The organism is Ruegeria sp. BHSB058 (assembly GCF_059613285.1).
The window spans coordinates 80,351-92,642 of sequence record NZ_JBXWSF010000001.1; the positions used below are offsets into that span (position 1 = coordinate 80,351).

A 12,292-nucleotide genomic window follows, 5' to 3' on the forward strand; every position below is an offset into this window, starting at 1 on the left:
CGGGCCCACCAAGCTGGCGTGGTCAAGGCCAGGTTGCGAGGGAGGGCAATGAATCATGCCCTGCACGACCGCAGCAGAATTCTCCGGACCGGGCCGGAGAATTCCGGCATCCGTTCAGTCCTGTTCGGCCAGGAACCGTTCGGCATCCAGTGCCGCCATGCAGCCCATACCGGCGCTTGTCACCGCCTGACGATAGACATGGTCGGTCAGATCGCCCGCTGCAAAAACGCCGGGGATCGAGGTTTCGGTGCTGCCCGGTTTGGTCACGACATAGCCGCCCATATGGGTCTCCAGCGTGTCCTTGACCAGCTCGTTTGCGGGCGCATGGCCGATCGCCACGAACACGCCCTTGCAGGGGATTTCGGTGATCTCGTCGGTCTTGACGTTCCGGACCCGAACGCCTTCGACGCCCAGCGGCGCATCGGTGCCGATCACCTCTTCCAGCGTGTGGAACCACAGCGGCACGATCTTTTCGTTCTTCAGCAGCCGGTCCTGCAGGATCTTTTCCGCCCGCAGCTCGTCGCGGCGGTGGATCAGGGTCACCTTGCTGGCGAAATTGGTCAGGAACAGCGCCTCTTCGACGGCGGTGTTGCCGCCCCCGATCACCACGATTTCCTGCCCGCGATAGAAAAAGCCGTCACAAGTTGCGCAGGCCGACACGCCAAAGCCCTTGAACTTGTCCTCGGACGGCAGGCCCAGCCATTTCGCACGCGCGCCGGTGGCCAGAATGACCGCGTCAGCGGTATAGGTGGTGCCGCTGTCGCCCTTGGCGGTAAACGGCCGTTTGGACAGGTCCAGATCGGTGATGATGTCGCCGATGACCTCACATCCCATCGCAGCGGCATGCTCTTGCATCTTGATCATCAGATCGGGGCCCTGAACTTCGGTGAAGCCGGGATAGTTCTCGACCTCGGTTGTCGTGGTCAGCTGGCCGCCGGGCTCGATGCCCTGCACCAGTATGGGTTCCAGCATGGCCCGGCTTGCATAAACGCCGGCGGTATAGCCCGCAGGCCCCGACCCGATGATCAGAACCTTGGTGTGACGTGTCTCGGTCATGGTGCCCCCGTTTTCTGCCCGAATGAACCTGATGGTCTCGAACGAGGGATATAGCGGCGCAGGCCACGCTCTTAAAGCCCCAAGATGATCCGCCCCTGTTCCCGCAGCGCCCTCAGCCGAGGCCAAATATGTCTTTGAGATTAAAGAATGTTGCGCGGGTGCGAAATAATATTGCGCCCAACCGGGGCGCTGCTATAAGAACCGAAAAACCCAGGAGCATTTTATGGTCGCTACACGGCTGGACGAAATTGACCGCAAGATTCTTTCCGAATTGCAGGCGGACGGTCGCATGACCAATGTCGAACTCGCAAAACGTGTGGGAATATCCGCTCCGCCCTGCCTGCGCCGGGTGCGCACCCTGGAAGAGGCCGGGTATATCCGGGGCTATCACGCCGATGTCAACGCCCGTGAACTGGGGTTCGAGGTTCAGGTCTTTGCCATGGTCGGTCTGGACAGCCAGGCCGAGGTCGAACTGCGCGCCTTCGAGGAACGCTGCCGCAACTGGCCGCTGGTCCGGGAATGCCACATGCTGAACGGCGAGGTGGATTTCATCCTGAAATGCGTCTCACCCGATCTCAGCAGCTTTCAGCAATTCCTGACCGGAGAGTTGCTGACCACGCCAAACGTGGCCAGCGTCAAGACGTCGCTTGTCATTCGAGGCGCAAAGGACGAACCCGGCGTTCCGTTTGACGTCCTGGAAGAACGCCTGAACCGAAGCGCCTGATCGCGACCGCGCCCGAAGGCGAGGTCGAAGACGGCAGAAACGCCGCGATGGTCAGTGAGAAAACCCAGCTGAGAAGCAGATGCATGGCGTTTCCCCTCAGGCCGTGATCGCGTCGATTTCGCCGTCACCGGCACGCGGAAATGCCAGGGGGCCGAAATCGCTGAGCGTGTGAATGTGCTCGAACAGGCTCAGGTACAGCTCACGCAATGTCTGACCCAGAATGCGTACGGCATTGATGCCGGGGTGATAGGTCTCGAACTGGATGCCGTCGACATTGATCACCGCGTGTTTCTTCAGGCAGATGTGAAACAGCTCGACCGGGGTGGGCGGAATGGTTTCCACCACGCTCATGCCGTCCACGAATTCCTGCACCGGCGTCAGCATCGGGGACCCGCTGGACAGGTGGCGCAGATGCGCGGGCGTGGCCAGAATGCGCGCCGCCGGCCCGGCAATGACCCCCGACATCGGTTTCTGGATGCCGAACGTGTCGGCCATGAACCGGGTCAACGGATGGGTCCGCCCCCGCGCGTCGGGACGCCCCGGCAGCAAGGTGATGGAGCCTTTCCACAAGACTTCCTGCGAGCCGTCCTGAGTGGCGACGTGATCTCCGGGCAGCAGGTCCTCGATGGCCATCGGCCCCTGATCGGTCTCGATCAGCGATCCGCGCGAAAAGGCGCAGAACGCATCCTCGAACAGCGGCAGGGCCGGTGCGATATGGCGTTTCTGGATGATGTCACCGTTGGCGGCCTTGGCGCAGACCTCGTAACGCCTGAGTTGCGGCCGGTTCTGACCGCGCAGCGCAGCCGGGTCCTGCAGCAGCGCAGATGTTTCAACAGCATTGCGCGCCGCTCGCGTTAACGAATATGGAATAGACATTCGTATTCCGTCCCCTTCATTCCTGCCATATTTTGGGCAGCCCCCTCAGACGGCCTTGAATTGGCATACAGGTTTAATGTCCTGAAACGGTCGCAATAACCGCGCTCGATGCAGCGGCAATGGCCTAAAAAGCGAGCGATTTGATGCTCAACTTTGGTCAAAACGATGACCCCCCAAAACAGAACTCATAACAAGCAGGCAAAAAAGCCCACCACACTCACACGCCCCGGAACACCGCGCACAGTTGCGGTTCAGATCCACATCGGCCCAGGGCGCTTGCCGATACGGACGATCCAAAAGGCCGGCAGCTTGGCCTTCCGGAGATATCTCACACTCACTCACATTCGAGTGATGTTGTCTGAACGACCCGATTTCAGCTTCCAGGGCATTGGCAGCACGTGATCCCTGGCAGTTGCGATCACCGACCTGATAAAGCGTGAACCGGTTTTCATTCTTCCCCTTCCTTCAGCGGGCTTTGCACCCGTCCAGCTTGGATAATTCCAAAATGAAATGGTTTTGCGGCGCCCTTAGGGCCGATCCGGGAAAAAAAGAGGACAAATTTGCGCGTCTTGCGGACTCCTTTCCTGTCTGCGCCAGATTTCGACTGTGCGTGCAACGCACTTAACCGGTTGAGGTCAGGTGCATTTCCACAGCTGATTCACAGGAAATTAGATACAAATTTTTGGGCGGGATCGTGGCGGTTTTGCCTTAATTTGGCCGCAAAGCCTCAAAGTCGTATCGCCGATATCAACCGGCCATAGTCGACTTCGCCCGCATGTGTGGCCCGGCGATAGGAATAAAACCGGTCAGGGTCGGAATAGGTGCAATGCCGGGTCCATTCCGCGGCCCCGATTCCGGCCTGCCGCAGCCGGTGCAGCCCATAGGCGGGCAGGTCGAACAGCATCCGGTCGCCATTGCCGTTGGCAAAGAACCGGGTGTTGTCCATGTCCTCCATCAGGAAATCGTCCAGGAACTCCGGCCCTACCTCATAGGCGTTCTGCGAGATCGTGGGACCGATTGCCGCAACCGTGTTTTCGCGCCGCGCACCCAGCGATTCCATCGCATCCAGCGTGGCCTCCAGCACTCCGCCCAACGCGCCGCGCCATCCGGCATGGGCGGCCCCGATGACACCGGCCTTGTGATCGGCAAACAGCACGGGCTGGCAATCGGCGGTCAGGATGGTCAGCGCCAGCCCGGGCACCGCCGTCACCAGCGCATCGGCCTTGGGCCGTTCGTCCAGCGGCTCTGTCACGATCACCACATCGGCGGAATGCACCTGATACACACCGACCAGATCGGTGGCCGTCACCTTCATGGCGTCCGCCACGCGGGTGCGGTTCAGGGCCACGGCGTCGTTCAGGTCCGTTGATCCGACACCGCAGTTCAGCCCCGAGAATATGCCCGAAGACGCCCCGCCGCGGCGGCTGAAGAAACCGTGGTGTGCCGGGGTCAAAAGGTCTGACGTCAGTATTTCCAGCGTCATGGGTCCAATCCGGGTGGTGGTGAGGATGACGCAGGATAAAGCGCCATTGTCTTGAACAGGTTTCCCATTTCCTCGGGGTGCGTCAACCTGCGATGCGCGGCAATCAGCGCATTCAGGTCATTTTCTGCCTTTCCCTGCGCCAAGGCCTGTGCGCGGGCGGTGATGCCGAGGCGTTCCAGAAACACGCCTTGGGTGGTCAACCGGCTATGCGCGCAACCCGTGGCGCGGGCGGCCTCCGCCAGCACCTCGAAATCCACATGCGCGGTCAGATCCGCCTGTCCCGGATCGGCCAGCGGATCGGCGCGGTCATGCGCGCGCAGGGCCTGAAACGTATCTCCCAGCGACCGCCAGTCGCCATAGTCGATTACCAACGCCGCGCCGCCATGGCGCGCTATGCGCCCGGCAACGGCGGCAGTAACCGGCGCGGCGGCAGGGCACAGCTCGACCAGATCGCCCTCGCGCGTGTCACCCAGCCGGTAATCCAGCGCGGCCTGTTGCGCCTGCGCGCCCAGACCAAAGGCCAGCCTACCGTCCCTTTCGCCAACCAGCCGCTCGCGCCAGCCGGCGCCGTCGCGGAGGAACTGCCGCACCGGCAGGGCGTCAAAGAACTCGTTGGCGACCAGGAACAACGGTGCATCCGGCAGGTCTTCGACCTTGTCCAGCCAGCGCGGGCTGGCCTTGGTCAGGGTGTCGGCCTGAACCTGTCGCAGCGCTCGGGACGCTTCCACCAGAACCACGCGGGCCGCCTCGTGAAAACCGGGAACGCCGCGCGTCGTGCGCAGGATATCGGCCATCAACGTCCCGCGTCCGGGGCCAAGCTCGGCCAGCGTGAAGGGGGCGGGGCTCCCCTGATCCAGCCAGCTTTGCGCCAGCGCCAGCCCCACCAGTTCGCCGAACATCTGGCTGATCTCGGGCGCGGTGGTAAAATCGCCCTCAGCGCCAAGCGGGTCGCGGGTAGAGTAATAGCCGTGCATGGGATGCAAAAGGCATTCGGCCATGTAATCCGCGACCGTCATCGGCCCATCCTGCCGGATGCGCCCGATCAGTATGTCGCGCAGGCTCATGCCCGCGCCCGCCTGGCCCGCCAGACGAACCACAGGCCAACGGCGATCATCGGCAGCGACAGCACCTGTCCCATCGTCAGGCCATAGCCGCCGGCCTGCCACGCCAGCCCCAGCGGATTGCCGTCCGAGACGAATTGCGCATCCGGTTGCCGAAAGAACTCGACGACAAAGCGCGACAGGCCATAGCCCGCCAGAAACACGCCCAGAATCAGGCCCGGTTGCCGGAACCCGCCACGCCGGTAGACCAGCCACAGCAACAACGCGCCCAGCAGCAGCCCTTCCAGCCCGGCCTCGTAAAGCTGCGAGGGGTGGCGCGCGCAAACCCCTTCGACCTCCGGGCAATACTGCGCCATCTCACCGGGAAAGATCACCGCCCAGGGTACATCGCTTGGCCGCCCCCACAATTCGGCATTGACGAAATTCGCCAGCCGCCCCAACAGCAATCCGGGCGGCACCGTGTGGGCGACCAGATCGGCCAGCGGCAGGGTCGGGATCCGGTGTTTTCGGGCAAACAGAAACGCGGCGACGATCACGCCCAGCATGCCGCCATGAAACGCCATGCCGCCTTGCCAGACTTTCAGGATGTCGGCCGGGTTCTGCAGGTAATATCCCGGCTGATAGAACAGGACGAATCCCAGCCGTCCGCCCAGAATGACGCCCAGAATGATCCAGGTCAGCAGGTCCTCCAGCTGCCGTGCGCTCATCGGTGGCGCCTGATCCGGCCACAGGGCGGGACGGCGCAATGCCGTCAGCGCCATGCGCCACGCGATCAGAATACCCGCGATATAGGCCAGCGCATACCAGCGCAGCGCGAACTCCATCCCGAAGATCGAGATCGAGAACAGTTCGGGCGAAAGGTCGGGAAAGGGGATCACTGCCTGCATGTGCGTCTCATTGCCCGTGGTTTGAGGGGCAAGTCAACCTTGAGCCTGCCGCGCTTGTGACCCATATAGAGGACAACCGCGACACGGGAGTAAAGACATGCAGACCCGCAACAAGATTCTTGACGACATTTCCCAACTGATGACCAACGCCATGGGCGTGGCCCAGGGCGCGCGGGAAGAGGCCGAGACCGCGATGAAATCGATGATGGACCGTTGGCTCGCCGACCGCGACTTTGTGACCCGCGAGGAATTCGATGCGGTGCGCGCGATGGCCCAGAAGGCGCGCGAAGAAAACGCCGCGCTGCGAAAGCGCATCGCCGCGCTCGAGGCCAAACAGGGCGACTGATCGCCGCTGACGCCGGAATTTCGGGAATAAACAACCATTCCGAGCAACCCGCCGGGGCTGCGCGGTGAGGTGTATTCTGCCGTTCCGCTTGCTTAATGCAAGAAAAAGCTGCATCAAACGTCGATATTTTGATCGCCGTTGCCGTCTGTCCACAACTTATTGCTGTTATCCCCAAAAATGGGGGTTGTCAGGAAAGCAACCACATCGCACCATATCTTGTACAGACCCAAGGCTGACGCCCGGTTTGTAGAGCAGGCAACTAGCGCTGGGGCGCTGCCAGCCCCAAACCGCTAGAGATCAGTGAGGTGTAACATGGCCCTTTCCGAGCAGTATCTGGAAGAAGACATCCATCCGATCGACATCGTCGAACATCTGGCCGAACATCACGAATGGGATTTCGACCGCATCGGGGACGATCAGATCGCCATGGCGGTCGAAGGCCAGTGGCGCACTTATTCGATCACCCTGGCCTGGTCCGGTTTTGACGAGACGCTGCGCATGGTGTGCTCGTTCGAGATGGAGCCGCCGGAAGAGCGCATTCCGCAGCTCTACGAATTGCTCAACGCAATGAACGATCAATGCTGGGCCGGCGCCTTTACCTATTGGGGCGGGCAAAAGCTGATGGTCTATCGCTATGGTCTGGTTCTTGCGGGCGGCCAGACGGCCAGCCCCGAACAGATCGACACCATGATCACCGCCGCCGTGCTGAGCGCCGAGCGCTATTATCCGGCGATCCAGCTGGTGACCTGGGGCAACCGCAGCTCTGCCGATGCGATGCAAGTCGCCATTGCAGAGGCCTACGGTCGCGCGTAAACCTGCGCCCCGAACCTTAACACGGGGGAGGGGCTTTTCATGGACATGGAACGTGTTGCCGAACAGGGGCTGGTGCTTCTGGGATGCGGCAAGATGGGGTCGGCGATGCTGGCCGGGTGGCTGGAACACGGGCTTCCGGCCGCGTCGGTCTGGGTGATCGATCCGTATCCGTCCGACTGGCTCAAGGCGCAGGGCGTCAACATCAACGCCCCGCTGCCCGAAGCGCCCGCCGTGGTGCTGGTGGCGGTCAAGCCGCAGATGATGGGCGAAGCGCTGCCTGCGATCAAGGCGCTGGGCGGCGGGCGCACCCTGTTCGTCTCGGTCGCCGCCGGAACCTCCATCGCCACATTCGAAAAAGTTCTGGGCACGGCGACGCCCATCATCCGCGCCATGCCCAACACCCCGGCCGCCATCCGTCAGGGCATCACCGCGCTGATCGGCAATGCACACGCCTCCGAGGCCGATATGGACCAGGCCGAAAGCCTGCTGTCGGCGGTGGGTCAGACCGTTCGCCTTGACGACGAATCCCAGATGGATGCCGTCACCGGGGTCAGCGGGTCCGGCCCGGCCTATGTGTTTCACCTGATCGAAACGCTGGCCAAAGCGGGCGAGGCGCATGGCCTGCCGCACGAGCTTGCGATGAAACTGGCCAAATCCACCGTCGCCGGCGCCGGGGCGCTGGCCATGGCAGCCGACGAAGACCCCGCACAGCTGCGCATCAACGTGACCTCGCCCAACGGCACCACACAGGCCGCGCTCGAGGTGCTGATGCACCAGGAAACCGGGTTCCCCGACCTGCTGCACCGCGCGGTCAAGGCCGCAACCAACCGATCCAAGGAGCTCTCGCGTGAGTGAAATATCGTTTGACGACTTTCTGAAAGTGGATGTGCGCGTGGGCGAAATCATCCGTGCCGAACCCTTCCCCGAAGCCCGCAAACCTGCGATCAAGATGTGGATCGATTTCGGTGACGAGATCGGTGAACGCAAGACCTCGGCCCAGATCACCGCGCATTACGATCCGGCCACTCTGGTCGGCAAGCAGGTGATGGCGGTGGTCAACTTCCCCCCACGCCAGATCGGCAAGTTCATGTCCCAGGTTCTGGTGCTGGGCCTGCCGGACGAAAGCGGCGAAATCGTTCTGATCGGCCCCGACGGCAAGGTGCCGCTGGGCGGAAGGATGCACTGATGAAACTCTGGATCGCCCGCCCGATGACGCCAGCGGTCGAGGCGCGGGCGCGCGCCGAATTCGGTGCCGAGATTCGCGACGGCAATACGCCGCTCTCCGGTGACGAGATGCGCCGCGCCCTGACCGATTTCGACGTGGTGGTGCCCACGCTGGGCGATCTGTTCTCGGCCGGGGTCTTTGCCTCGGTGCCGCAACCCCGCTGCAGGCTGCTGGCCAATTTCGGCGTCGGCTACAACCACATCGACACGCAGGCGGCAAAGGCAGCGGGAATTGCCGTGACCAACACGCCGGGCGCCGTCACCGACGCCACCGCCGACATTGCCATGACGTTGCTGCTGTCCACCGCCCGCCGCGCGGGCGAGGGCGAGCGGCTGGTGCGCTCGGGTCAGTGGCAGGGCTGGCACCCGACCCAGATGCTGGGCCATCACGTCACCGGCAAGCGCGTCGGCATCGTCGGCATGGGCCGCATCGGACAGGCCATCGCCCGGCGCTGCCACTTCGGTTTCGGCATGCAGGTGGCCTATGTGGCCCGCAGCCCGAAACAGCTCGATTTCCCGGCTGATGCCGCCGCCGATCTGCCCACATTGGCGGCCTCGGTCGATTTCCTGATCGTCGCGGTCCCCGGCGGTGTCGAGACCCGGCACCTGATCGGTGCCGAAATCCTGAAGGCGATGAAACCCACCGGCCTGCTCGTCAACATCGCCCGTGGCGAAGTGGTGGACGAACCCGCCCTGATCGCGGCCCTGCAAACCGGCGAGATCGCTGGCGCCGGGCTGGATGTTTACGAGTTCGAACCAACGGTCCCCGAAGCACTGCGCGCGATGGACAACGTCACCCTGCTGCCGCATCTTGGCACCGCAACCGAAGAGGTGCGCAGCAACATGGGCCACATGGCGCTCGACAATGTCGCCGCCTTCGTCGCAGGCCACGATCTGCCCAACGCGGTGAACTGAACCACATGCGCTCCCGCCCGCCGCAGGCGCATCAGGGATGCGCCACCGCCGGTTGGGCCGGGCAGCCTGCCACGGGCAGGCTGCGGTCTGATACGTGATCAGGCCGAGGGCAGATCGCCGACCGCCTCGCGCCAGTGCTTGCGGCAGAGCGAGACATAGCTCTCGTTGCCGCCAATCTGCACCTGCGCGCCTTCGGTGATGGCGCGGCCGTTCGCATCCTGCCGGATCACCATTGTCGCCTTGCGCCCGCATTTGCAGATCGTGCGCACCTCGCGCATTTCGTCGGCCAGCGCCAGCAGCGTCGCCGAGCCGGGAAACAGTCTGCCCTGGAAATCGACCCGCAGCCCGTAGGCCAGCACCGGCACATCCAGATCATCCACCGCGCGGGCCAGTTGCCAAACCTGATCCTCGGTCAGAAACTGCGCCTCGTCAACAAAAACACAGGCCACCTCGCCCTGTGCCAGCCGCGCCTCGATCATCGCAAACACATCGTCGCCCGGGCCAAAGGTGTCGGCCTCCTCGCAGATCCCGATTCGCGACGCGATTCGCCCGGCGCCCGCGCGCCCGTCGACCGCCGCCGTCATCAGATAGGTCTGCATGCCGCGCTCACGATAGTTGTGTGACGCCTGCAGCAGGACCGTCGACTTGCCGGCATTCATGGTCGAATAGTTGAAGTAGAGCTTGGCCATGCGCCGGGTCTAGACCGCCCGCGCAAAGGGGGCAAGGCGCTGTGGGCCAAAGAGTTATGCGATGATACAACGTTACACGACGCCGCCGCCACGGCAACGGGGCCTGAGCCAACGCTCGTTCGGGGATGGTCAACCCATAACCGCAACGACGACGTCATTGGCCATCATCTGACCGGAAAGGAGCGGGGCGATCAATTTTGCCCCGCCAACACTCACTACCAGCAGGAACTGCCGCCACTCACTCACAAAATCCCTCGTTTGTCTGAGGGATAGCCAAGGTATGACATTTGAATTAATACTCTGAAATGGGAAATTTCCTGACCCTTTCCCCCGGAAACAAAAAAGGGTCGGCAGAGGCAGTTATTCGATGAGGCGAAAATGGCAGATATCTGCGCCTATCTGAAGAAACACACCGAGGCGCTGGTCAAGGATGTCGGGATCGAGGCAGCCTGCGAGATCACCGGCAAATCCAAGGCGACGCTGGGCCGGTACTATTCCGACAATGCCGAACATTCCGACCGCTTCATGCCGGTGGATGCGGTCGCCAAGCTTGAGGCCAAATCCAGCTATCCGCACGTGACCTCGGCGCTGGCGGACCTCAAGAACATCACCCTGTCCTACAACGGCCGCAACTCGGACGAGCCCAGAACCGGCGGCGTGAATTCCGACGTGATCGCGCTCAGCCAGCGCTTTGCCATGCTGATGAGCGAATACCAGGAAGCGATGGAAGACGGCATCATCACCGTGAACGAGGCCAAACGCCTGCTGCGCGAAACCGTGCAACTGCAACAGGTGCTGATCGACATGAAACTGCACCTCGAAGAGGAAAGCACCTGATAGCGGGCCGGTTTGTCGCTTTTGCAGCCGACTGTCGGGGCCGCCCCGTTTCCATCGCGCCTGCCGATAGGTGACGGCTGTGCGGACTTTGCTGCCTTTTGCCTGCGCAGCTATTGCTGACGCAGCATCGCTTCGCACATGCGGCGACACTCTTGCTGCATCACCGTGCATTTCACAGAAGCGGTCACTGGTTGTTGGTATCGAAGGGCTGATCCAAACCCTGTTTTTGCTGCAAGTGTTTGGACACGAATGGCGCGGTCAAAACCGGCCTTGCGGTAAACGAAACGTAGGTCCGCTTTGGTGATCGGCCTTCAGTGTTTCTGAAGTGCACGCTCGATAGGAAACAGGCTGCGATGAAGCTGCGGACACATAGGTCGGTGAACCTCCAAACCAGAGGCTCTCATAAGGATTTTCCGATCCAGTCCAGGAAAAGCTCGGCCCCGGCCTTGGTGTTGCCGCTCCGCGTTACCGAGCAAAAATACCCGCGCGCGGTTGCGCGTTCATGGGCGCTTGCTATTACCAAGCTGCCATTCTCAAGGAATTCGCTGAGGATCGGTTTCCAGCCGATGCCGATCCCAAGCCCGTTCTGAATCGCGCGCAAATAGACCATGTAGCTGTGAAAGCTGTCATGTGATGCGGTCCGAGCCGGCACCAACCCGGACCCGGCAAAGAACCGATCCCAATCGGCGCTGTGGTCAGAATTGGCGAGATGCAGCAACCTCTGTTGTACCAGAACCGGTAATTCCATCAGCTTGCCATCAACCAGCAAATCGGGATGACAGACCGCAACCATGGTTTCGCCAAAGATCAAGCGGCTGTCCGCCCCGTCCAGCCCACCGGTTCCAAACAAGATCACAATATCGCAGTCCCCTGGATCGAAATCGGCATTCTGGTCCCGGGTGATGATCTGCAGCTTGGTCTCGGGAAAGGCGGTCTGAAACTCGGCCATGCGCGGCAACAGGTAGAGGCTGGCAAACCCGATACTGGCGCTGACCACTATCGTTTCATCCTGGGTTCGGGCACGCACTGTATCCAGCCCATCGCGGATTGCGGAAAAGCCGTTTGCGACGGCCCCTGCCAGCATCTGGCCTTCTTTTGTCAGGGTCAGGCGCGGTTTGGAGCGGATGAACAGTTCCACGCCCAGTTCCGCCTCAAGCGCGGCCACATGGCGGCTGATCGCCGGCTGCTGGACGTTCAATTCCTTACCCGCCCGCGAAAAACTGAGATTGCGCGCGGCCGCTTCGAATGCGTTGATCTGGTGAAATGGGATTGGGCGCGTCATTTATCATTCTCCTCATGAATGATTTTCATTCACCATTTCCACCTTTCCTCTTTTTTTCAAGCACGCAATGCTCGATCAAGCTGTGGTAAAGGAATGATC

Annotated in this window: 14 protein-coding genes; 7 read left to right on the forward strand and 7 right to left on the reverse strand. The window is 61.9% G+C overall.

All coding sequences use genetic code 11. The features are described 5' to 3' along the window. Positions 1 to 114: 114 nt before the first annotated feature. Positions 115 to 1,056 (reverse strand): thioredoxin-disulfide reductase, encoded by a 942-nt coding sequence (trxB, locus tag AC2FNB_RS00405; protein WP_480749507.1) that lies wholly within the window; start codon positions 1,054 to 1,056, stop codon positions 115 to 117. A gap of 223 nt (positions 1,057 to 1,279) precedes the next feature. Between trxB and AC2FNB_RS00410 the strand changes: the two genes are divergently transcribed. Continuing rightward, positions 1,280 to 1,780: an Lrp/AsnC family transcriptional regulator gene (locus AC2FNB_RS00410; protein ID WP_496743759.1), complete on the forward strand. Its 501-nt coding sequence runs from the start codon at positions 1,280 to 1,282 to the stop codon at positions 1,778 to 1,780. A 96-nt stretch (positions 1,781 to 1,876) separates the two neighbouring features. On the opposite strand, the gene AC2FNB_RS00415 is transcribed toward AC2FNB_RS00410, so the two are convergent. From AC2FNB_RS00415 to lgt, 4 genes are all read right to left on the reverse strand, one after another. Then, the gene (locus AC2FNB_RS00415) at positions 1,877 to 2,656 is read right to left on the reverse strand and encodes a Hint domain-containing protein (protein WP_480749506.1); all 780 of its coding nucleotides are present in this window, start codon (positions 2,654 to 2,656) and stop codon (positions 1,877 to 1,879) included. A gap of 727 nt (positions 2,657 to 3,383) precedes the next feature. Then, the gene (gene pgeF, locus AC2FNB_RS00420; protein ID WP_480749505.1) at positions 3,384 to 4,139 is read right to left on the reverse strand and encodes a peptidoglycan editing factor PgeF; all 756 of its coding nucleotides are present in this window, start codon (positions 4,137 to 4,139) and stop codon (positions 3,384 to 3,386) included. After that, a complete protein-coding gene (locus AC2FNB_RS00425) occupies positions 4,136 to 5,203 on the reverse strand; it encodes a class I SAM-dependent methyltransferase (protein WP_480749504.1) in 1,068 nt (355 codons plus the stop codon). Before AC2FNB_RS00425 ends, pgeF begins: the two co-directional genes overlap by 4 nt. Then, on the reverse strand, positions 5,200 to 6,087 hold the full coding sequence (gene lgt, locus AC2FNB_RS00430) for a prolipoprotein diacylglyceryl transferase (protein WP_496743761.1): 888 nt from the start codon (positions 6,085 to 6,087) through the stop codon (positions 5,200 to 5,202). The genes AC2FNB_RS00425 and lgt overlap by 4 nt, the downstream gene beginning before the upstream one ends. A 97-nt stretch (positions 6,088 to 6,184) precedes the next feature. Here lgt and AC2FNB_RS00435 point away from each other — a divergent pair, with 97 nt between their 5' ends. The 5 genes from AC2FNB_RS00435 (at position 6,185) to AC2FNB_RS00455 (ending at position 9,385) form a co-directional block, all read left to right on the forward strand. Then, the gene (locus tag AC2FNB_RS00435) at positions 6,185 to 6,433 is read left to right on the forward strand and encodes an accessory factor UbiK family protein (RefSeq protein WP_496743762.1); all 249 of its coding nucleotides are present in this window, start codon (positions 6,185 to 6,187) and stop codon (positions 6,431 to 6,433) included. A gap of 312 nt (positions 6,434 to 6,745) precedes the next feature. Continuing rightward, entirely contained in the window at positions 6,746 to 7,246 is a 501-nt protein-coding gene (locus AC2FNB_RS00440) for a type III secretion system chaperone family protein (RefSeq protein WP_496743764.1), read from the forward strand. A gap of 39 nt (positions 7,247 to 7,285) precedes the next feature. Further along, complete coding sequence (gene proC / locus AC2FNB_RS00445; RefSeq protein WP_496743766.1) at positions 7,286 to 8,101, forward strand: pyrroline-5-carboxylate reductase; 816 nt, start codon at positions 7,286 to 7,288, stop codon at positions 8,099 to 8,101. After that, a complete protein-coding gene (locus tag AC2FNB_RS00450) occupies positions 8,094 to 8,432 on the forward strand; it encodes a tRNA-binding protein (RefSeq protein WP_496743768.1) in 339 nt (112 codons plus the stop codon). Before proC ends, AC2FNB_RS00450 begins: the two co-directional genes overlap by 8 nt. Continuing rightward, positions 8,432 to 9,385, forward strand: a complete 954-nt coding sequence (locus tag AC2FNB_RS00455) for a 2-hydroxyacid dehydrogenase (RefSeq protein WP_496743770.1) — start codon at positions 8,432 to 8,434, stop codon at positions 9,383 to 9,385. Before AC2FNB_RS00450 ends, AC2FNB_RS00455 begins: the two co-directional genes overlap by 1 nt. 98 nt (positions 9,386 to 9,483) lie before the next feature. On the opposite strand, the gene AC2FNB_RS00460 is transcribed toward AC2FNB_RS00455, so the two are convergent. Then, complete coding sequence (locus AC2FNB_RS00460; RefSeq protein ID WP_496743772.1) at positions 9,484 to 10,074, reverse strand: thymidine kinase; 591 nt, start codon at positions 10,072 to 10,074, stop codon at positions 9,484 to 9,486. A gap of 378 nt (positions 10,075 to 10,452) precedes the next feature. Here AC2FNB_RS00460 and AC2FNB_RS00465 point away from each other — a divergent pair, with 378 nt between their 5' ends. After that, a complete protein-coding gene (locus tag AC2FNB_RS00465) occupies positions 10,453 to 10,911 on the forward strand; it encodes a hypothetical protein (RefSeq protein ID WP_480749496.1) in 459 nt (152 codons plus the stop codon). Positions 10,912 to 11,311: 400 nt separating this feature from the next. Here AC2FNB_RS00465 and AC2FNB_RS00470 read toward each other — a convergent pair whose 3' ends face one another. After that, positions 11,312 to 12,193, reverse strand: coding sequence for a LysR substrate-binding domain-containing protein (locus tag AC2FNB_RS00470; RefSeq protein WP_496743774.1), 882 nt, complete (start codon positions 12,191 to 12,193; stop codon positions 11,312 to 11,314). Positions 12,194 to 12,292: the final 99 nt, after the last annotated feature.